Source organism: Elusimicrobium simillimum, assembly GCF_049639735.1.
Classification (GTDB): domain Bacteria; phylum Elusimicrobiota; class Elusimicrobia; order Elusimicrobiales; family Elusimicrobiaceae; genus Elusimicrobium; species Elusimicrobium simillimum.
Genome location: NZ_JBEVVA010000003.1, coordinates 1,901,136 through 1,917,835 on the forward strand (window position 1 = coordinate 1,901,136; position 16,700 = coordinate 1,917,835).

Here is a 16,700-nt window from a genome sequence, read left to right on the forward strand (position 1 = left end):
ATACACCCCCGTATCAAACAGTGATGCCGTATAATTACCTGTCTAAAAACTTCTCAATTTCTTCAAAGACCTTTTGCTTTTCTTGGTTGCCGTCAACTTCTTTGTAATAAGTTTTACCTTTGTAAAACTCTACCACAGGCACTGTCTGCTGCTTATAAACTTCTATCCTGTGATTAGCGGCTTCCTCGTTGTCATCGGCGCGCTGGTAAATATCAGTGCTGCCGCATTTAGGGCAATGCCCGTCAAAATTTTTTATAAACCTTAGGTTAAAAACATTACCGCAGTTATTACACTGGCGTCTCATAACTATGCGTTTGACAATTTCATCTTCAGGCAATTGTATGTTGATAACCGCCCTTATTTTTTCACTCATGCCTTTAATAATAACATGCAGTGCCTCGGCCTGGGCCTTGGTTCTGGGGTAACCGTCTAAAATAACGCCTTTGCCCCTATTTTCTAACGCTGTCTTTAAAAGACCGGACACCATTTCATCTGGCACCAAATTACCGTTGTCAATAAGTTTGGCCGCCTCTTTGCCGATTTCCGTGCCTTTTGCTATTTCTTCCCTAAGCAAATTGCCTGTGGAAATATGTTCTAAACCGTATTTCTCTTTTATTAAATCCGCTTGCGTACCCTTGCCTGCGCCGGGCGCGCCAAGTAAAACTACTATCATAAAACACCCCTTCCTTAAAGTTACTAACTATAATTGGCGGGTGGAGTCTAAAAACTTATTATTCCCCAACGTTGAACCAGCGGCGGCCTGCAAGTTTTTTGCCGCCTTTGAGTAAAGGTTCGTAATCTCTGGCCATTAAATGGGCCTGTATTTGGCCTGCGGTGTCTAACGCTACGCCGACAACAATCAGAAGCGCGGTACCGCCAAAACCAATTTGAATTTTGAAATATGATCTTAAAATATCAGGCATTACGGCAATTAAACATACAAACAACGCGCCTGATAATGTAATTCTGTTTAGCACCCATTCCACATAATTTTTGGTGGGTTCACCGGGTCTGATACCGGGGATAAAACCGCCGTTCTTCTTCATATTTTCCGCTAAATCCGCGGGATTTATGGTCATGGAATTATAGAAGTAACAGAAGAAAATGATTAACGCCACAAACAGCAGTATAAAAAGCGGTGTGCCGGGGCCTATCCATTCCATATACTTCTGCACCCAAGCTGCTTCCTGGTTAAACTGCGCTATTGTAAGCGGCATGTAAATAATAGATGACGCGAAGATAACGGCGATAACGCCGCTCTGGTCAATTTTTAAAGGTAAATAGCTTGTCTGCCCGCCGTACATTTTGTTGCCTACCTGGCGTTTGGCGTACTGTACGGGTATCTGCCTTTGCGCTGTTTCTACCCATACAACAAAAGCCATAACTAAAACGATTACCGCAAATATGGCGATGGCTGTGAAAAACTGCATGTCGTTAGCCTGTACGTCTCTGATAATCTTCATTATAGAGCTGGGCAGTCTGTCTACGATACCGGCGAAAATAATGAGGGAAATACCGTTGCCAATACCCTTTTCCGTAATCTGTTCGCCTAACCACATTACAAACATTGTACCGGCGGCAAGCGTGATTGTCGTGGTAATGTAAAAACCAATAGACGGGTTCATAATAGCGGGTACGCCGGCGTATTCAAAATAGCTGAGGCCGTAGGTAATAGCAAGACCCTGGAGGGTGGCTAAAATTAAAGCGAAAATACGTGTAATTTGGTTATGTTTTCTTCTGCCGGCTTCGCCTTCTTTCTGCATGCGGTCAAGCGCCGGTATTAAGTGTGAACCCTGTACAAGGCCCATGATGATAGACGCGTTGATGTAAGGCATGATACCAAGGGCTAAAATTGAGAATCTGCTCATCGCGCCGCCCGAGAAAATATCTAAAAATCCAAGCACGCCGTTTGCCTGCATGGCAAACATTTGTTTAATAACTTCTGTATTTACACCCGGTATAGGTATAGCTGCCGCTACCCTGAAAACAAGTAATGCACCTAACACAAAAAGCAGACGCTTTTTAAGTTCGGGCGCGTTAAAAATATTGGCCACTGTGTTGTTGTTCATTTGTTATCTCTCTATCAGAATTTAAAATTACTTCAAAAAATACTACCGCCGATAATATTTTTAAAAATAACGTTATTAATCTCCCTAAAACTTCTTAACCTTAAACAACCTACACTTATACTTTCTAATTTCTTCCCTTTTTAAAGGGAAGTGGCCGCCAGGCCGATGGGTTAAAACTTTTACTCCGGGCCGCCGTTACAGCGGCCCGGAAGTATAAAACTTATTTTTTGGCTTTTGCTTTTTTTACTTCTTTTACTTCTTCTTTTTTAGCTTTAGCAATTACCGTCACAGCGCCGCCCGCTTTTTCAATAGCGGCTTTGGCTGTGCCTGAGAAACCGTGCGCTGTTACTTTAAGCCCTTTTTTGAGCTCGCCCGTACCAAGCACTTTTACTCTTTTAATACATTTAACTAAACCGGCTTTTTTAAGCGTTTCAGGTGTAACTTCGTCACCCGCTTTAAAAGCTTTTTCTAGTGAACCGATATTTACATAAGAGTATTTGTTAGTGAAAGTAGCGTTAGAAAAACCGCTTTTCGGCACTCTTCTGTAAAGAGGCATCTGGCCGCCTTCTTTACTCTCTTTTTTTGTATTACCGGAACGTGAGGACTGGCCTTTCATACCTTTACCGGCGCTGCGGCCAATACCGCTGCCTACGCCAAGACCAATTCTTTTCTTTTTGTGTTTAGCCCCAAATTTTGGGGAAAGTGTGCTAAGATTTACCATAATTGTCTCCCCTTAATTATTTGGCCTCTACAGCTTCCGCTGCAGCAGTTGTTTTGCCCTTAAGCGCGTTTACGGCTTCTTTGGTTTTAAGGGTTTTTAATGCTTCCATTGTCGCGTATACGAGGTTGCAAGCATTTGTGCTGCCAAGACTCTTGGCAAGGATGTTCTTAATGCCGGCCGCTTCTAATACTGAGCGGGCGCCCGCGCCGGCGATAACGCCGGAACCGGGTGCGGCAGGGTGCATCCAAACTGAGCTTGCGCCAAATTTACCGATAGTTTCGTGAGGAATTGTCTCATTTACTACGGGGAAGGTAATCATGTGTTTTCTGGCGTGTGATTCAGCCTTAGCTATAGCTAACTGGACCTGGTTTGCTTTACCTATAGCGGCGCCTACTTTGCCGTTACCGTTGCCTACCACTACCAGCGCTCTGAAACCAAAGCGTTTACCGCCTTTAACAACCTTTGCTGTTCTGGCAACATTGACCACTGTCATAGTGCCTTCTTCGGGTCTCCTTACTGGAAACTCGGCTCTTTTGCCTTTCGCTTCTTTTTTGTTCTGTGTTTTATTTGTATCAGTAACCATTTTTTATAATCCCGAATTAGAATTTTAAACCGGCTTCTCTGGCAGCGTCGGCCAGGGCTTTGATTCTGCCGTGGTAGATTCTGCCGCCGCGGTCAAACATAACTTCCGTTACGCCGGCGTCTTTGGCTTTCTTGGCTATTACTTCGCCAAGCGCTTTGGCCGCTTCTATGCTCTTGCCGGAAGCTTTAAATTTGCCTTCCAGTTCTTTTGACAATGTTGTGGCACAAACTAATGTTTTGCCTTCATTATCGTCAATGATTTGAGCGTATAAGTAGTTAAGTGACCTGTAAACAGACAATCTGGGTCTGCGTATACCGCCCTCTATGAGGTTTTTGCGGGTTCTTGCTTTACGGTATTGGTATCTTTCTTGCTTAGTTATCATAATTATTTGCCTCCAGCAGCTGTCTTACCGGCTTTTCTGGCGATGTGTTCGCCCTGGTATTTAATACCGCTGCCTTTATAAGGTTCAGGAGGTCTTACTCTTCTGATTTTGGCCGCAAAATCACCGACTATAAATTTGTCGCTGCCCTTGATTTCAAGAGTATTTGCTTTGCCGTCGTAGGTTGCTGTAACGCCTGTAGGTATATCAAAAATTACCGGGTGGGAAAGACCCACTTCCACAGTAAGTTTTGTACCGGCTACAATAGCTTTGTAACCTAAACCGTTGATTTCCAACACTTTCGCAAACCCTTTGTCTACGCCTTCAACAATGTTGCTGACGTTGGCGCGGGTTGTGCCGTGAATGGCGTTTAAAAGTTTGGCTTTAGATTCGTCGGCTATTTTAATGCTTAATAAACCATTGTCTAAAACAGCGTTTAAACCTGCGGGTAAGGTGTAGTTAAGTGTGCCTAAAGGGCCTGTTGCCGTAACAACGTCGCCTTTAACATCAACTTTTACTTTGGCGGGAACTGTGATAATTTTTTTACCAATTCTGCTCATTTGTTCCCCCTTACCAGATTTGACAGAGAAGCTCGCCGCCAATTTTAGCTTCTTTGGCTGCTGCGTCTGTCATAATGCCTTTGGATGTTGATAAAATTGTTATACCAAAAGCGCCGCGAACGCGGGGGATGTCCGTATAAGAGCTATACACTCTCTGCCCCGGGCGGGAAAGTCTTTTAAGACCAGTGATAACAACGTCGTTTTCAGGGGTGTATTTTAAGAATACTCTTACTACGCCGCCTTTTGTTTCGTTGTGCACGGCTTTGTAGTTGGCTATGTAGCCTTCTTCTTTTAACACGCGTGCGAGTTCTGTCTTAATTTTAGAAAAAGGGATATCCACTTTTTCTTTTCTTTTCATATTAGCGTTTCTTATTCTTGTTAAGAAATCTGATATAGGATCCATGTTTATTCGGCCTCCAAAAACCATTTTCCGCAATTTGAATTTCTATGACGCATGCGCGCCATACGCGGAGTTAGTTTTCGCTGTGAAGCCTCCTCCTTATAAATTACCAGCTTGATTTTCTGACACCCGGGATTAAGCCCTGGTGCGCCATTTTTCTGAGGCAGATTCTGCAAAGACCGAAATCTCTGTAATAACCTCTGGGGCGGCCGCAAACCTGACATCTGTTATGATATCTGACTGCGTACTTCTGCGGTTTCGCCATTTTTGCAACCCATGCTTTTGTAGCCATATTGAAATTGCTCCTTATTTCTTTCTAAACGGCAAACCTAAATAGGTAAGCAGTAATCTGCCGCCGTTATCGTCCGTGGCTGTGGTAACGAATGTTATGTTCATACCATGTGCTTTAGGTGACTTTTCAACGTCAACTTCAGGAAAAATGTAATGCTCTTTAAGACCTAAGTTTAAGTTGCCTTTGCCGTCAAAGCATTTTTCATTAAAGCCCTGGAAGTCTCTTATGCGGGGTGACGCTATGGAGATAAATCTGTCCATAAATTCATACATCTTGTCGCCGCGCAGAGTTACGCGTACGCCTATAGGCATACCTTCTCTAAGCTTAAAGTTTGAGATGGATTTTTTGGCTCTTCTTACCTGTGAGGCTTGGCCTGAAATTTCCGTCAGGTCAGCTTTAAGGATGTCGAGAACTTTAATATCTTCTCTTGCTTCGGGCACACCTATGTTGATAACAATCTTTTCAAGTTTAGGTGCGGCCATAGGGCTTTTAACGCCTAAATCTTTCATAAGCGCGGGAAGAACTTTGCCGTTATACAAAGCTTTTAATCTGGGCTGGCTGGCAGCCGCTTTTGTTGTTTTTTTTGTTTCTGTTGTCATTTTACTTGGCCTTCGTAACGGTTTCTTCGCATTTGCGGCATACTCTAACCTTTTCGCCGTTGTCTAAGACTTTGGCTTTAGGGGTCATGGCTTTGCTGCATTTGGGGCAGACTAAAGCAACATTAGAAATATGCAAAGGGGCTTCTACTTTAACGATGCCGCCTTTTTTATTGCCGGCAGGCTTTTCATGCTTGCTGACAATGTTTATGCCGGAGACTACTACCTGGCTTTTGGCAAGATCGATGCTCTTAATTTCGCCTTTTTTGCCTTTATCTTTGCCGGAAAGGATTAATACGTTATCGTTTTTCTTCAACATATTAGATTACCTCCGGGGCAAGTGAGATAATCTTAAGAAAGTTTTTATCTCTGAGTTCTCTGGCTATCGGGCCGAAAACACGGGTGCCTTTAGGTTCGCCGTTTTCGTTAATTACGCAGACTGCGTTTTCGTCGAAACGGATATAGGTGCCGTCTTTTCTTCTTTTTTCTCTGGCCACGCGTACTACTACCGCGCGGACAACGTCGCCCTTCTTAATGCTTGATGTAGGGATCGCATCTCTGACGGAGCACATAATAACATCTCCCAAAGTTGCGATATCCCTGTGGTGACCGCCGCGCACTTTAAAGCATTGCACTTTTCTTGCGCCGGAATTGTCAGCCACGTTTATAATGCTTCTTAACTGAATCATACGTTTAACTCCGTACTAGTTTATTGCCTTATCAACAATTTTGGAGACTCTCCATCTCTTCATTTTGCTGATAGGTCTGGTGCTCATTATTTCTACTTTGTCACCGATTTTAGCTTCATTGCCTTCATCATGGGCGTGGTATTTGGCAGCTCTTTTTAAAGTTTTGCTGTACAGACCGTGTCTTACCAGTCTTTCCACTTCCACTACACATGTTTTGTTACCTTTGTCAGATACAACAACGCCGGCTAAAACTTTTCTCTTTCCACGAGTTTCTTTATTTTCTTCCATAGTTTCCTCTATTTCTGCCCTTCTTTCTGATTGATCAGCGTTTTTAAAAGAGCAATCTCGCGTCTTACAGCCCTAATCTCTAACGGGTTGGCTACCGGAGTGGTGCTGTGTTTGAAAAGAAGATTGAACTTCTTTTCCTGCGCTTTTACGAGCAAATCGCTAAGCTCGGCCGCGCTTTTCTTTTTTAAAGTTTCTTTTTCTTTGGTTTTCATATACTACCTTCTGGCTACCAGTTTAGTTTTTATAGGCAACTTGTCAGACGCCATTCTCATGGCTTGTTTGGCTGTTGCAAGGTCTAAACCTTCTACTTCAAAAAGTATATGACCCGGCTTAACTACCGCAACCCAATGGTCGGGAGCGCCCTTACCTTTACCCATACGGGTTTCGGCGGGATGCTTGGTTATCGCTTTGTCCGGGAAAATTCTTGTCCACATTTTCCCTTTCTTTTTAGCGTAACGTGAAATTGCGATACGGGCAGACTCAATCTGTCTTGCTGTAATCCATTTAGGCTCTAAAGCTTTAAGGCCAAATTCACCAAAAGCGACTGTCGCGCCTCTTTTAGCAACACCTTTAATGCGGGGAGCGGAAAACGGTTTTCTGTACTTTACTCTTTTAGGCATCAACATATGTTTTCTCTCTCCTTATTTAGAATCCGCGACGGTTTCAGCTACACCGGCAGTTGATTCACCGCTAAGTTCTCTGTGCTTTCTGAGTTCATGCAGGATTTCTTTGGGTGATTTGGCAAAGTGGGTTTTCTTGAAAATCCAAACTTTGCAGCCGATTTTACCGCTGATTGTCATAGCTTCAGCGAAACCGTAGTCAATATCGGCACAGAGTGTGTGTAAAGGCACGCGGCCTTCTCTTTTCCATTCTGTGCGGGCAATTTCTGCGCCGCCTAAGCGGCCGGAAACCATTATTTTAATACCTAATGCTTTACCGGAAAGAGCCTTTTCAATGGCTTTCTTCATGGCTGCGCCGTAGTGGGCGCGTTTTTCAATCTGCATGCAGATTGACTGCGCGACTAAGTTAGCGTCTGTTTCAGGATTTTTGATTTCGACGACGTTAACAAATGTTTTGCTGCCTGTCATCTTTTCTAAATCTTTTCTGAGCTGCTCAATATCAGCGCCTTTTTTGCCGATAACTACACCCGGTCTGGCTGTATTAATGTTAACTCTTAAAAATGCGCCCGCTCTTTCGATACCGACGGAGCTGATGGCTGCCATTTTAAAGCGTTCTTCAATAAGTTCTCTGATTCTCTTATCTTCTATAATCAAGGCCGGCATATTCTTAGGTGCAAACCAGCGGCTTTGCCAATCTTGAGTATAACCTAACCTTAGACCTCTGGGGTTAATCTTATGTCCCATAAGTTAACGTCCTCCCTTTTCGTCTGATACAACCACGGTTAGGTGGCACATGCTCTTTCTGTAGGGCATGGCTCTGCCTTGGGGGCCGGGCTGGATCCTTCTTAAATTGCTCATTGGGCCAATATCGGCATAAGCTTCTTTAATATATACTTTGCTCATGTCAATTTTTTTGCCCAGTTTAACTTCTAAGTTAGCTGCTGCGCTATGTACGGTTTTGTAGACAAGTTCCGCTGTTCTTTTTTCAATAAAGGGCAGTACTTCTTCTGCTACTTTTACGTTTTTGCCTCTTATTTGATCAAGTACCAAGCCGACTTTTCTGCTACCGAATCTCTGAAATTTTGCTTTTGCAAAAGCTTCCATATTATCTTGACCTCTCAATTACTTTAAGGCGGTGGATTCTTTCGTCATGCCACCGTGGGACTTAAATATTCTGGTGAAAGAAAATTCGCCAAGTTTATGACCAACCATTCTTTCACTTACATATACAGGAAGGAATTTTTTGCCATTATGCACCATAAATGTGTGCCCGATAAATTCCGGCACTATAGTACATGCCCTTGCCCATGTTTTGATGGGTTTCTTTTCATTAGAAGTATTCATAGCCTGAACCTTTTCTAATAATTTAATGTCTATAAAAGGACCTTTTTTTGTAGATCTTCCCATAATTATTTAACCTTTCCTTTTCTTCTATCACTTACAATCATCCAATCCCAAACTTTCTTCGGTCTTGTTTTTAAACCGCGGGAGGGCTGGTTCCAAGGAGAGCGCGGTATGTTACCGCCTTTACTGTGACCGCGGCCGCCGCCCATAGGATGGTCGACTGCGTTCATGGCACTGCCGCGTACTGTAGGTTTAATACCGCGGTGTCTTTTTCTGCCGGCGTTGCCGATAACAATGTTGTTATGGTCTGTGTTGCCCACCTGGCCGATTGTGGCGCAGCAGTCAACGGGAATTAATCTGATTTCACCGGACGGCATTTTGATGTGTGCATAATCACTTTCTTTAGCCATAAGCTGGGCTTGTGAACCGGCGCTTCTTACAAGCTGCGCGCCTTTACCAACTTTAAGCTCTAACGCATGGATAAAAGTACCTTCAGGTATATTTTTGAGAGGAAGGCAGTTACCCACTTTAATGTCTGCAGAGGGGCCTGACATAACAGTGTCCCCAACTTTTAAGCCAACGGGCTGAATGATGTATCTTTTATCGCCGTCAGCGTAGTGCAAAAGACAAATTCTTGCGTTTCTGTTAGGATCATATTCAACTGTAGCTACTTTTGCAGGTACACCGTACTTTTCCCTTTTGAAATCAATTTGTCTGTAAGCGCGTTTATGACCGCCGCCAATATGGCGGACCATGATCATACCGGTATTGTTGCGCCCGCCGGTCTTTCTTAAACCTTTTACAAGCTTCTTTTCCGGAGTTTTAGTTGTTATTTCAGAGAAATCGGCAACTGTTATTGTTCTCCTGGAAGGTGTATAAGGTCTGAATGTCTTGATAGGCATAGTTTATACTTTCTCCTTACTTAGCCGTTGCTTCAACAACGTCTATTTTATCGCCTTCTTTAAGGGTCACTATCGCTTTTTTATAGTCGGCTCTTTTACCGGCGAAGCGGCCCATACGATGTACTTTGCCTTTAATGGCGGAGGTGTTAACCTTTTCAACAGTTACATTGAAAAATTTTTCAACGGCTGTGATGATTTCACCTTTGCTCGCTGTTTTGGCAACTACAAAGCTGTATTTGTTCTGTTCGTCTCTTAAGATTAAGCTCTTTTCTGTTAAAAGAGGCTTTTTAATTACTTCATATATGGTTTTCATTATTTGGCCTCCTTAACAAAAGTGCTGCTTAATTTTTCAAGAGCGTCTTTTGTAATGATTATTTTGCTGCTGTTAAGCACCACATAAGCATTTACGTCCGCGGCCGGGATTAAAGAAAGACCAGCTATGTTTCTGGCTGAAAGGAAAACCTTTTCGTCAGTCTTTTCTGTTGTTAAAACCAACGGTTTTCTGCCGGCGTCCATAGATTTGAGCGCTGTGGCGAAAGCTTTGGTTTTTGTTTCTTTAATAACGGAATCATTGAGAACTATTACATTACCTTCAGCATATTTGGCAGATAAAGCCTGCATTAAAGCGGCTCTGCGTTTCTGCACAGGTAAGTACTGTCTGAATGAGCGCGGTGTAGGACCAAACGCGACGCCGCCGTGTCTCCAGATAGGAGAACGCATGCTGCCGTGTCTTGAGCGGCCCGTACCTTTCTGCTTCCAGGGCTTTTTGCCTGTACCGGAGACTTCCGCTCTGGTTTTGACATCGGCTGTGCCGCTGCGCTGGTTAGCTAAAAAGGCTGTTACGACTTCGTGCAAGAAAGTCGGGTTAGGTTTTGCTGAAAAAAGAACTTCAGGAAGTGCTACCGTTCCTTCTTCTTTACCTTGTAAGTTAAAAACTTTTGTTTCCATAAGTTATAGGCTCCAATTACTTCTTGTTAGCTGCTTTAGAGGCAGAGATTTTCTGCACTATAGGAGCAACAACATGCTTTTTATATTTGGAAGTTTCTAAAACAGAGACGAAGGAACCCTTTGCACCGGGAACGGAACCTTTTAAGAAGATAAGATTATTTTCTGTGTCTACTTTAATAACTTCAATTTTGGCTACGGTCTGTGTGGTTGCACCGTAATGACCTGCCATTCTCTGACCTGAGAGAACTTTACCAAGTGATCTGCGTGAAGCAAGACCGCCCGGGGCTCTTTCTCTGTCTGAAGCGCCGTGTGATGCGGGCTGGCCGGCGAAACCATGTCTTTTCATGGCGCCTGCGAAACCGCGGCCTTTGATTGTGCCTTGAACGTCTACATAATCACCGGGCTTAAAAATCTTTTCAAGTGAAACTACTTGGCCAACTTCAAAACCGCTAACATCAGCAACTCTGTGCTCTTTCATATGTTTTACGGGTTCTTGTGAGGTCTTTTTAAAATAACCTATTTCAGGTTTATTAAGAGCCTTTTCTTTCACATTGCCAAAACCAAGGCAGACTGCTGTGTAGCCGTCTTTTTCCTGTGTTCTGACACGTACAACTTTGCACGGGCCTGCTTTTACAACAGATACCGCATGCAAGTTACCTTTTTCATCAAAGAGTTGTGTCATACCCAGCTTTTCGCCTATTACAAAGCGGAATGTTGCGGGCGTCTCTTTGACAGTTTCTGCGTTAGCTTGTGTTTCCACAGCGGCATCAGCAGCGTTTTGTATGTTTTCTGTCATTTTCTATTATTCCTTATGTTTCTTGTCTTGCGGGTAAAACCCGCGTAATTTTTACTGTTTAATTAGTTTGACTTAATAGCTACGTCTACGCCGGCGGGCAGGTCGAGCTTCATGAGTTCGTCCACTGTCTTGGCTGTAGGGCTTTTAAGGTCAATTAATCTTTTGTGAATACGCATTTCAAACTGCTCTCTGGACTTTTTGTCCGTATGAGGAGAGCGAAGTACTGTATATTTCTTTATTCTTACAGGCAAAAGGACCGGGCCGGATACTATGGCACCAGTTTTTTTGGCTGTATCAACAATTCTGCTGACGCTTTGGTCTAACATTCTGTGATCATAAGAACGGAGTTTTATACGTATTCTTTCTTGGCTGATAAGCTGCTTAGCAGCCTTTTTTTCTACATTTTTCTCTGACATTTGTTTTCCTTATTTTTAGTTCGTACCTGCAATATTTAACTCGTCAAAATAGCGCTAAATTTCCCAGGATTACGACGATAACTTCAATAAATTTATTACGGTAGAAAAGCCCCCTTGAAGACACCCCTCTTGCTGGCGTCCCCGGTGGCACTTCTACTCGCTTACTAAATAATCACCTTAATATTATACCAAAAAAAATACATTTTGTACTAGCGATTTTAAAATTTAAAACTAGTATGCAAAATGTAGGTTTAATATAATTTTAAGGTCACTTAAATCTTTTAATTATTATAGCAAATTTATGATATACTTAACACATGAAAAGAGTGCTGCTAATAATAATGTTATCCGCTTTCTGCTTTGGGGGCTGCGATTTTGACGGCGCCGTCCGCCCCAAAACGCCCCAGCAGCGCCGTTTATTTGCAGAGGCCGACAAATCCTTCTACAGCACCATGCTGCCGCTGGACAAATATTTTACTTCTTACGCCACCGCTTCTGAAAAGCACCAGTACGAAACTCTTAAGAAACAGTTTAATAACGCTCTTAAAAAAGCTTTACAAAAACCCTCGCAAGAGGCGCGCGACGCCGAAACGCAGAACGCCACAGTACTCTACCAGGGTAAAATACAAAAACTGCAGCAAACTGTTAAAAACAGAAATATTGAACAATATCTTTCAAATTTAGCCTCTAAAAACAAAAAGGCATTGGAAGACGCGGAGTTTGCGCTTGGCCCCGCCGCCGCAACTCAAATTAAAGAAGCGCAAAACAAATTAATGTCCCGCTCTACAGAATCTCTAAAGAACGGGGACGGCACACAGTCCGCCGCCGCTTACAATGATTTTATAGCAGAACTTGCGACAATATTGCAAAAATACGCCAAAGAAGGCAATCAAAGAGATTTGGAAAAAATATTTTCTAACTATTCCACAAAAAATGTTCCCCCCACTGCCCAAAACAGCAATACAGACGCGCCGCAGCCGGCCCAGTCCGCTTCCGCCAGGCCAAAAATAGGCCAACAGCAATACAATGGGGAAGATTACACAAATATTCCGGCTATTTTAGCTGATAAAGCCTTACAAAACCCGCTAAATACAACAGGGGTATTGCAAAACACATCCTCTAATGGCGGCCGTCCCAAAGTGGGGCAAGCGCAAGTACCGGTGCCCCCGGAACGCATAGAAACCGTAAAACAAGCGCTGGACGCGCAGCAAGCGCAGGCCGAACAGTTAATACAAAGCATGTTTGGTCCGGCTAAAGTGCAGTCGTACAGAAAAATGTTTAACGCTTACAAGCAAGACTTACTGGGCTACTTGGCCCAACCGCATACAGAAGCGGAGTTAGAAGAAGAATTAGCCAAAAAAGAAATTAAATTTGGCAATAATCACGAAAATTTTATAATAACGGAAATAAGAAACACCACCGTAAAAGAAATGATTGCCCAGTCTGACGCTATAAAAGCGCAAAACCCGGTGCTGGCGGACAGAATTATTTCCCTGCAAAACGAGTGTGTTAAAAACGTTAATGAAACCACCAAACAAACCGTCGCCCGCCCGCCGCAGCTGGACGCCAACGGGGCGCTGGTGTCGAAAGTGGCGCCTTATCAGGCGCAGCTGCTTCCGGTTTTAAATAATTATCAGGCACAAATAAACGCTGTAATAAAAGAGTACCATGAAGGACTGCAAAAAGACGCCATGTCAAAAGCCGCTAAAAATTTTGACGGTATGATAGCCAAAGACGCGCAAAACATAAAAACACAGTTTGGCGACGCGGACGCCAGAGAATATACCGCCATTATGGCCGCTTTCAGAAGTGAGGCCGCCGCAATCTCTCTTATCACGGACCCTGCGCAGGCAAAGCAAAAAGAGGCGGATTTAAACAATAAAATAATATCAGCGCATGAAAGTTTTGTTATAGACAAAACCAAACAGCATCTTATAGCGGCGTCTATACAAGATTCCCAGAGGATAAATACACCGCAATCCGCCCAAATAGCCAAAGAATTTAAGACTTATTTGGACAGCGCCGCCGCGCAGGCATTAGCATTGCCGGCTGGCCAAAGGGCGGCGGCGTTTAGCAATACAGTAAAAGCGTTGACGGAAAACTACAAAAACAGCTTAAACAACCCTTCTGCCGCGCAAAAACAAGTTGAACAGCCCGCGCCGCCCGTGGCCCCCGTTGTTTTAACATCTGAACCATAGAAAATCTTTATTATTTTATATATAATTACAAATATAAGGTAATTTATTATTGACTTAGGGAGATACAATGTATAAAAAAGGGTTCACATTAATTGAGTTATTAGTAGTAGTTCTTATCATAGGCATACTTGCGGCCATAGCTTTGCCGCAATATACAAAAGCGGTTTCTAAAACCAGATTTCAAAATATGGTTGTGTTGGCAAAATCTCTGCAGCTTGCGCAGCAAAGATATTATTTAGCAAATGACAAATTTGCAACCTCTTTAGAAGATTTAGATATAGACCTGCCCGGCACCTTGGTGGCCAACAAAGCGTGCGCAAAAACATCAGACGCCAAATATTGCATTTCTGGCGGGGCAGTTATAGCGCATTATAAAGGCTCCTACGCAAATGATAATGACGTTGACTCCGCCTTGCTTGCCACTGGCACAATACCGCAAATTTGGATTGGCATGAGCGAGGGCAGAGATTCAAGCAACTGGGCATACTCCATACGCGACAAAGTTATGTGCGTGGCTTCTGTTTCCAACAAAGAAGTTAAAAAAATGGGCGACGTTTGCAAAAGTTTAGGCGGTAAAGCATGGACGTCGGCCGGCTGGTATGAAATGAATTAATTTTTAAAATATGCAAAAAGCCCCCTAAAGTTAGGGGGCTTTTTGTTTTTATTAACGACAATAAATAAAAACCGCATTATAAATTTATTACTTTAAAAAATCTTGTCTGCACGGGCTAAAGCTGTCTATTAAAATACCCTCTTCAAGGCATACGCACCAGTGCAAGGCGTTGGGCTCCACTAAAAAGCCGTCACCTGTTTCCAGTATTTTTTCGTCGCCTGAAATGTTTACTTTAAACTTGCCTTTTGCGACATATGTGGACTGCGTGTGCGGGTGAGAATGTTCCGCGCCCACGGCGGCAGTTTCAAACTCAACTTTTACAAGCATAAGGTCGTTATTATAACCCATTATTTGGCGGCGCACTTTATCGCCGGCAGGTTCCCAGTTTAACTGCTTTTCAAGTAAAAATTTATCACTTGGCATATCACCCCCGTTTCCTATTATAAAAGTATATAAAATATATTTTGTTTATTTCATTCTAAAAATGTATTATGTATTATATTTTAGGAGGATTAAATGAAAAAGGGTTTTACGCTTATTGAGTTGTTGGTAGTAGTACTTATAATCGGCATACTTGCCGCTATCGCGTTACCGCAATACAATAAAGCTGTTGAAAAGGCCCGCCTGGCCGAAGTTTTAAGTACTATTAAAGCGTACAGCACAGCCATGGAAGAATACCATCTGGCCAACGGAACCTACCCAGAGAATTGGGAAGATTTAACAATTTCCCACCCCGGTAAAGAAGTTCTTGCCAACAGATATGAAACCAAGCGTTTTCATTACCGTATATATCCGGGACAGGGCATGAAAAATATTGAGGTATCTCCCGCCGACACATCAAAAACTTATCTAATAATATCTTTTATGGATAACGGTTTGGAAGATTCTGTAAAACGCTATGCCGGCAAAATAATATGCACAGCGCCGCAAGATGACGCTAAAGCCATTGCCGTATGTAAAGCAATGGGCGGCAGAGACCAAGAAACATACGGCACCGGAGCCCAAGGCAGATACGCCTACTATTTATAAACTTGTTTTTCTGTAACTAAAAAAGCCTCCACGTTAGTGGAGGCTTTTTTTATTGCTAAATATCTTACGCTATTACTTTGGTTACTACGCCTGCGCCTACTGTTCTGCCACCCTCACGGATTGCGAACCTTAAGCCTTCTTCCATAGCTACAGGAGTAATAAGCTTTACTTCTATTTCAGCGTTATCACCAGGCATTATCATGTCGCCGCTAAATGCAAGCTCGCCCGTTACGTCCGTCGTTCTAAAATAGAACTGCGGTTTGTAACCAGGTGTTAACGGCGTATGTCTGCCGCCTTCATCTTTCTTCAAGATATAGACCTGCCCTTTAAACTGCGTGTGCGGTTTGATTGATTTAGGAGCAGCTAATACCTGCCCTCTTTCTATCTGGTTCTTTTCAACACCTCTAAGCAACACACCTACGTTGTCGCCCGCTTCACCCTGGTCAAGCAGTTTGCGGAACATTTCTATACCCGTAGCTACTGTGTTCATTGTGTCTCTAAAACCTATTATCTCTATCGTATCGCCTACTTTTACGACACCTCTCTCAATTCTGCCTGTGGCTACTGTGCCGCGGCCTGTGATGGAGAACACGTCTTCCACTGCCATAAGGAACGGTTTGTCCGTTTCTCTCTTAGGCTCAGGGATCCATGTGTCCAACGCGTCTAAAAGTCTTTTAATTGAAGGTTCACCAATTTCGCTGCTGTCGCCCTCAATGGCTTTAAGAGCTGAACCTTTTACCACCGGCGTATTGTCACCGTCAAATTCATATTTGCTTAAAAGTTCGCGTACTTCCATTTCTACGAGGTCTAATAAATCAGCGTCCGCTAAATCTACTTTGTTTAAGAACACTACCAGCTTAGGTACGTTTACCTGCTTGGCTAACAATACGTGCTCTCTCGTCTGAGGCATAGGACCGTCTTGCGCTGATACTACTAATATCGCGCCGTCCATCTGCGCCGCGCCCGTGATCATGTTCTTAATATAGTCTGCGTGACCCGGACAGTCAATGTGCGCGTAGTGTCTTTTGTCTGATTCGTACTCAACGTGTGATACCGCTACCGTTACGATCTTTGACGCGTCTCTTACTACACCGCCTTTGGCGATATCAGCGTAACCCATCTCTTTTGCTTTGCCTTCTTTTGCTAATACCTTCGTTAACGCTGTCGTTAATGTCGTTTTACCGTGGTCAACGTGTCCAATTGTGCCTACGTTTACGTGTGGCTTCGTTCTTACAAATTTTTCCTTTGCCATATTAT

General features: G+C 43.4%; 27 protein-coding genes. 3 read left to right on the forward strand and 24 right to left on the reverse strand.

Annotation, left to right across the window (positions count from 1 at the left end; all coding sequences use genetic code 11):
• Nucleotides 1–34: 34 nt before the first annotated feature.
• The 22 genes from AAIR98_RS09695 to rpsJ form a co-directional block, all read right to left on the reverse strand.
• Entirely contained in the window at nucleotides 35–673 is a 639-nt protein-coding gene (locus tag AAIR98_RS09695) for an adenylate kinase (protein ID WP_423971995.1), read from the reverse strand.
• Between the two features lie 58 nt (nucleotides 674–731).
• Nucleotides 732–2,069, reverse strand: a complete 1,338-nt coding sequence (gene secY / locus AAIR98_RS09700; protein ID WP_423971996.1) for a preprotein translocase subunit SecY — start codon at nucleotides 2,067–2,069, stop codon at nucleotides 732–734.
• Nucleotides 2,070–2,289: 220 nt separating this feature from the next.
• The gene (rplO, locus tag AAIR98_RS09705) at nucleotides 2,290–2,790 is read right to left on the reverse strand and encodes a 50S ribosomal protein L15 (RefSeq protein WP_423971997.1); all 501 of its coding nucleotides are present in this window, start codon (nucleotides 2,788–2,790) and stop codon (nucleotides 2,290–2,292) included.
• Between the two features lie 16 nt (nucleotides 2,791–2,806).
• Nucleotides 2,807–3,283 (reverse strand): 30S ribosomal protein S5, encoded by a 477-nt coding sequence (gene rpsE, locus AAIR98_RS09710; RefSeq protein WP_423972046.1) that lies wholly within the window; start codon nucleotides 3,281–3,283, stop codon nucleotides 2,807–2,809.
• A gap of 106 nt (nucleotides 3,284–3,389) precedes the next feature.
• The gene (rplR, locus tag AAIR98_RS09715) at nucleotides 3,390–3,755 is read right to left on the reverse strand and encodes a 50S ribosomal protein L18 (protein ID WP_423971998.1); all 366 of its coding nucleotides are present in this window, start codon (nucleotides 3,753–3,755) and stop codon (nucleotides 3,390–3,392) included.
• Between the two features lie 2 nt (nucleotides 3,756–3,757).
• Nucleotides 3,758–4,312, reverse strand: coding sequence for a 50S ribosomal protein L6 (rplF, locus tag AAIR98_RS09720; protein WP_423971999.1), 555 nt, complete (start codon nucleotides 4,310–4,312; stop codon nucleotides 3,758–3,760).
• A 10-nt stretch (nucleotides 4,313–4,322) separates the two neighbouring features.
• Nucleotides 4,323–4,715: a 30S ribosomal protein S8 gene (gene rpsH / locus AAIR98_RS09725; RefSeq protein WP_423972000.1), complete on the reverse strand. Its 393-nt coding sequence runs from the start codon at nucleotides 4,713–4,715 to the stop codon at nucleotides 4,323–4,325.
• Between the two features lie 103 nt (nucleotides 4,716–4,818).
• The gene (locus AAIR98_RS09730) at nucleotides 4,819–5,004 is read right to left on the reverse strand and encodes a type Z 30S ribosomal protein S14 (protein WP_423972001.1); all 186 of its coding nucleotides are present in this window, start codon (nucleotides 5,002–5,004) and stop codon (nucleotides 4,819–4,821) included.
• Between the two features lie 14 nt (nucleotides 5,005–5,018).
• The gene (gene rplE, locus AAIR98_RS09735) at nucleotides 5,019–5,603 is read right to left on the reverse strand and encodes a 50S ribosomal protein L5 (RefSeq protein ID WP_423972002.1); all 585 of its coding nucleotides are present in this window, start codon (nucleotides 5,601–5,603) and stop codon (nucleotides 5,019–5,021) included.
• A gap of 1 nt (nucleotide 5,604) precedes the next feature.
• The gene (gene rplX, locus AAIR98_RS09740) at nucleotides 5,605–5,919 is read right to left on the reverse strand and encodes a 50S ribosomal protein L24 (protein WP_423972003.1); all 315 of its coding nucleotides are present in this window, start codon (nucleotides 5,917–5,919) and stop codon (nucleotides 5,605–5,607) included.
• 1 nt (nucleotide 5,920) lies between these two features.
• Nucleotides 5,921–6,289, reverse strand: coding sequence for a 50S ribosomal protein L14 (rplN, locus tag AAIR98_RS09745; RefSeq protein WP_423972004.1), 369 nt, complete (start codon nucleotides 6,287–6,289; stop codon nucleotides 5,921–5,923).
• A gap of 15 nt (nucleotides 6,290–6,304) precedes the next feature.
• Entirely contained in the window at nucleotides 6,305–6,577 is a 273-nt protein-coding gene (rpsQ, locus tag AAIR98_RS09750) for a 30S ribosomal protein S17 (RefSeq protein ID WP_423972005.1), read from the reverse strand.
• A gap of 8 nt (nucleotides 6,578–6,585) precedes the next feature.
• The gene (gene rpmC / locus AAIR98_RS09755; protein ID WP_423972006.1) at nucleotides 6,586–6,789 is read right to left on the reverse strand and encodes a 50S ribosomal protein L29; all 204 of its coding nucleotides are present in this window, start codon (nucleotides 6,787–6,789) and stop codon (nucleotides 6,586–6,588) included.
• 3 nt (nucleotides 6,790–6,792) lie between these two features.
• Nucleotides 6,793–7,203, reverse strand: coding sequence for a 50S ribosomal protein L16 (rplP, locus tag AAIR98_RS09760; protein ID WP_423972007.1), 411 nt, complete (start codon nucleotides 7,201–7,203; stop codon nucleotides 6,793–6,795).
• Nucleotides 7,204–7,218: 15 nt separating this feature from the next.
• Nucleotides 7,219–7,941 carry a 30S ribosomal protein S3 gene (gene rpsC / locus AAIR98_RS09765; protein WP_423972008.1) on the reverse strand — a complete coding sequence of 241 codons (723 nt, stop codon included), beginning with the start codon at nucleotides 7,939–7,941 and terminating at the stop codon, nucleotides 7,219–7,221.
• A gap of 3 nt (nucleotides 7,942–7,944) precedes the next feature.
• A complete protein-coding gene (gene rplV / locus AAIR98_RS09770; protein WP_423972009.1) occupies nucleotides 7,945–8,301 on the reverse strand; it encodes a 50S ribosomal protein L22 in 357 nt (118 codons plus the stop codon).
• Between the two features lie 18 nt (nucleotides 8,302–8,319).
• Complete coding sequence (gene rpsS, locus AAIR98_RS09775; protein WP_423972010.1) at nucleotides 8,320–8,604, reverse strand: 30S ribosomal protein S19; 285 nt, start codon at nucleotides 8,602–8,604, stop codon at nucleotides 8,320–8,322.
• Between the two features lie 2 nt (nucleotides 8,605–8,606).
• On the reverse strand, nucleotides 8,607–9,443 hold the full coding sequence (gene rplB, locus AAIR98_RS09780; protein WP_423972011.1) for a 50S ribosomal protein L2: 837 nt from the start codon (nucleotides 9,441–9,443) through the stop codon (nucleotides 8,607–8,609).
• Nucleotides 9,444–9,459: 16 nt separating this feature from the next.
• Nucleotides 9,460–9,756 carry a 50S ribosomal protein L23 gene (gene rplW / locus AAIR98_RS09785; protein ID WP_423972012.1) on the reverse strand — a complete coding sequence of 99 codons (297 nt, stop codon included), beginning with the start codon at nucleotides 9,754–9,756 and terminating at the stop codon, nucleotides 9,460–9,462.
• Nucleotides 9,756–10,391, reverse strand: a complete 636-nt coding sequence (gene rplD, locus AAIR98_RS09790; protein WP_423972013.1) for a 50S ribosomal protein L4 — start codon at nucleotides 10,389–10,391, stop codon at nucleotides 9,756–9,758. The genes rplW and rplD overlap by 1 nt, the downstream gene beginning before the upstream one ends.
• Before the next feature lie 16 nt (nucleotides 10,392–10,407).
• Nucleotides 10,408–11,187, reverse strand: coding sequence for a 50S ribosomal protein L3 (rplC, locus tag AAIR98_RS09795; RefSeq protein WP_423972014.1), 780 nt, complete (start codon nucleotides 11,185–11,187; stop codon nucleotides 10,408–10,410).
• Nucleotides 11,188–11,249: 62 nt separating this feature from the next.
• A complete protein-coding gene (gene rpsJ, locus AAIR98_RS09800; protein ID WP_423972015.1) occupies nucleotides 11,250–11,603 on the reverse strand; it encodes a 30S ribosomal protein S10 in 354 nt (117 codons plus the stop codon).
• A gap of 317 nt (nucleotides 11,604–11,920) precedes the next feature.
• On the opposite strand from rpsJ, the gene AAIR98_RS09805 reads away from it, so the two are divergent.
• Nucleotides 11,921–13,801 (forward strand): hypothetical protein, encoded by a 1,881-nt coding sequence (locus tag AAIR98_RS09805; protein WP_423972016.1) that lies wholly within the window; start codon nucleotides 11,921–11,923, stop codon nucleotides 13,799–13,801.
• 67 nt (nucleotides 13,802–13,868) lie between these two features.
• Nucleotides 13,869–14,414, forward strand: coding sequence for a type IV pilin protein (locus tag AAIR98_RS09810; RefSeq protein WP_423972017.1), 546 nt, complete (start codon nucleotides 13,869–13,871; stop codon nucleotides 14,412–14,414).
• A gap of 87 nt (nucleotides 14,415–14,501) precedes the next feature.
• Here AAIR98_RS09810 and AAIR98_RS09815 read toward each other — a convergent pair whose 3' ends face one another.
• Nucleotides 14,502–14,837 (reverse strand): cupin domain-containing protein, encoded by a 336-nt coding sequence (locus AAIR98_RS09815; protein WP_423972018.1) that lies wholly within the window; start codon nucleotides 14,835–14,837, stop codon nucleotides 14,502–14,504.
• A gap of 93 nt (nucleotides 14,838–14,930) precedes the next feature.
• Between AAIR98_RS09815 and AAIR98_RS09820 the strand changes: the two genes are divergently transcribed.
• Nucleotides 14,931–15,443, forward strand: a complete 513-nt coding sequence (locus AAIR98_RS09820; protein WP_423972019.1) for a type IV pilin protein — start codon at nucleotides 14,931–14,933, stop codon at nucleotides 15,441–15,443.
• Between the two features lie 64 nt (nucleotides 15,444–15,507).
• Here AAIR98_RS09820 and tuf read toward each other — a convergent pair whose 3' ends face one another.
• A complete protein-coding gene (gene tuf, locus AAIR98_RS09825) occupies nucleotides 15,508–16,695 on the reverse strand; it encodes an elongation factor Tu (RefSeq protein WP_423970368.1) in 1,188 nt (395 codons plus the stop codon).
• Between the last annotated feature and the right edge of the window lie 5 nt (nucleotides 16,696–16,700).

Excerpts from the sequence above, each read along its gene's own strand:
- rpsQ (WP_423972005.1), bottom strand. The coding sequence starts at position 6,577 with ATGGAAGAAAATAAAGAAACTCGTGGAAAGAGAAAAGTTTTAGCCGGC.
- rplD (WP_423972013.1), bottom strand. The coding sequence starts at position 10,391 with ATGGAAACAAAAGTTTTTAACTTACAAGGTAAAGAAGAAGGAACGGTA.
- rplE (WP_423972002.1), bottom strand. The coding sequence starts at position 5,603 with ATGACAACAGAAACAAAAAAAACAACAAAAGCGGCTGCCAGCCAGCCC.
- rpsE (WP_423972046.1), bottom strand. The coding sequence starts at position 3,283 with ATGACAGTGGTCAATGTTGCCAGAACAGCAAAGGTTGTTAAAGGCGGT.
- rpmC (WP_423972006.1), bottom strand. The coding sequence starts at position 6,789 with ATGAAAACCAAAGAAAAAGAAACTTTAAAAAAGAAAAGCGCGGCCGAG.
- rpsS (WP_423972010.1), bottom strand. The coding sequence starts at position 8,604 with ATGGGAAGATCTACAAAAAAAGGTCCTTTTATAGACATTAAATTATTA.
- rplO (WP_423971997.1), bottom strand. The coding sequence starts at position 2,790 with ATGGTAAATCTTAGCACACTTTCCCCAAAATTTGGGGCTAAACACAAA.
- rplV (WP_423972009.1), bottom strand. The coding sequence starts at position 8,301 with ATGGAAGCTTTTGCAAAAGCAAAATTTCAGAGATTCGGTAGCAGAAAA.
- rplN (WP_423972004.1), bottom strand. The coding sequence starts at position 6,289 with ATGATTCAGTTAAGAAGCATTATAAACGTGGCTGACAATTCCGGCGCA.
- AAIR98_RS09815 (WP_423972018.1), bottom strand. The coding sequence starts at position 14,837 with ATGCCAAGTGATAAATTTTTACTTGAAAAGCAGTTAAACTGGGAACCT.
- rplR (WP_423971998.1), bottom strand. The coding sequence starts at position 3,755 with ATGATAACTAAGCAAGAAAGATACCAATACCGTAAAGCAAGAACCCGC.
- AAIR98_RS09805 (WP_423972016.1), top strand. The coding sequence starts at position 11,921 with ATGAAAAGAGTGCTGCTAATAATAATGTTATCCGCTTTCTGCTTTGGG.
- rplW (WP_423972012.1), bottom strand. The coding sequence starts at position 9,756 with ATGAAAACCATATATGAAGTAATTAAAAAGCCTCTTTTAACAGAAAAG.
- AAIR98_RS09695 (WP_423971995.1), bottom strand. The coding sequence starts at position 673 with ATGATAGTAGTTTTACTTGGCGCGCCCGGCGCAGGCAAGGGTACGCAA.
- AAIR98_RS09810 (WP_423972017.1), top strand. The coding sequence starts at position 13,869 with ATGTATAAAAAAGGGTTCACATTAATTGAGTTATTAGTAGTAGTTCTT.
- rpsH (WP_423972000.1), bottom strand. The coding sequence starts at position 4,715 with ATGGATCCTATATCAGATTTCTTAACAAGAATAAGAAACGCTAATATG.
- AAIR98_RS09820 (WP_423972019.1), top strand. The coding sequence starts at position 14,931 with ATGAAAAAGGGTTTTACGCTTATTGAGTTGTTGGTAGTAGTACTTATA.
- rplF (WP_423971999.1), bottom strand. The coding sequence starts at position 4,312 with ATGAGCAGAATTGGTAAAAAAATTATCACAGTTCCCGCCAAAGTAAAA.
- rpsC (WP_423972008.1), bottom strand. The coding sequence starts at position 7,941 with ATGGGACATAAGATTAACCCCAGAGGTCTAAGGTTAGGTTATACTCAA.
- rpsJ (WP_423972015.1), bottom strand. The coding sequence starts at position 11,603 with ATGTCAGAGAAAAATGTAGAAAAAAAGGCTGCTAAGCAGCTTATCAGC.
- secY (WP_423971996.1), bottom strand. The coding sequence starts at position 2,069 with ATGAACAACAACACAGTGGCCAATATTTTTAACGCGCCCGAACTTAAA.
- AAIR98_RS09730 (WP_423972001.1), bottom strand. The coding sequence starts at position 5,004 with ATGGCTACAAAAGCATGGGTTGCAAAAATGGCGAAACCGCAGAAGTAC.
- rplX (WP_423972003.1), bottom strand. The coding sequence starts at position 5,919 with ATGTTGAAGAAAAACGATAACGTATTAATCCTTTCCGGCAAAGATAAA.
- rplC (WP_423972014.1), bottom strand. The coding sequence starts at position 11,187 with ATGACAGAAAACATACAAAACGCTGCTGATGCCGCTGTGGAAACACAA.
- rplP (WP_423972007.1), bottom strand. The coding sequence starts at position 7,203 with ATGTTGATGCCTAAAAGAGTAAAGTACAGAAAACCGTTTTCCGCTCCC.
- tuf (WP_423970368.1), bottom strand. The coding sequence starts at position 16,695 with ATGGCAAAGGAAAAATTTGTAAGAACGAAGCCACACGTAAACGTAGGC.
- rplB (WP_423972011.1), bottom strand. The coding sequence starts at position 9,443 with ATGCCTATCAAGACATTCAGACCTTATACACCTTCCAGGAGAACAATA.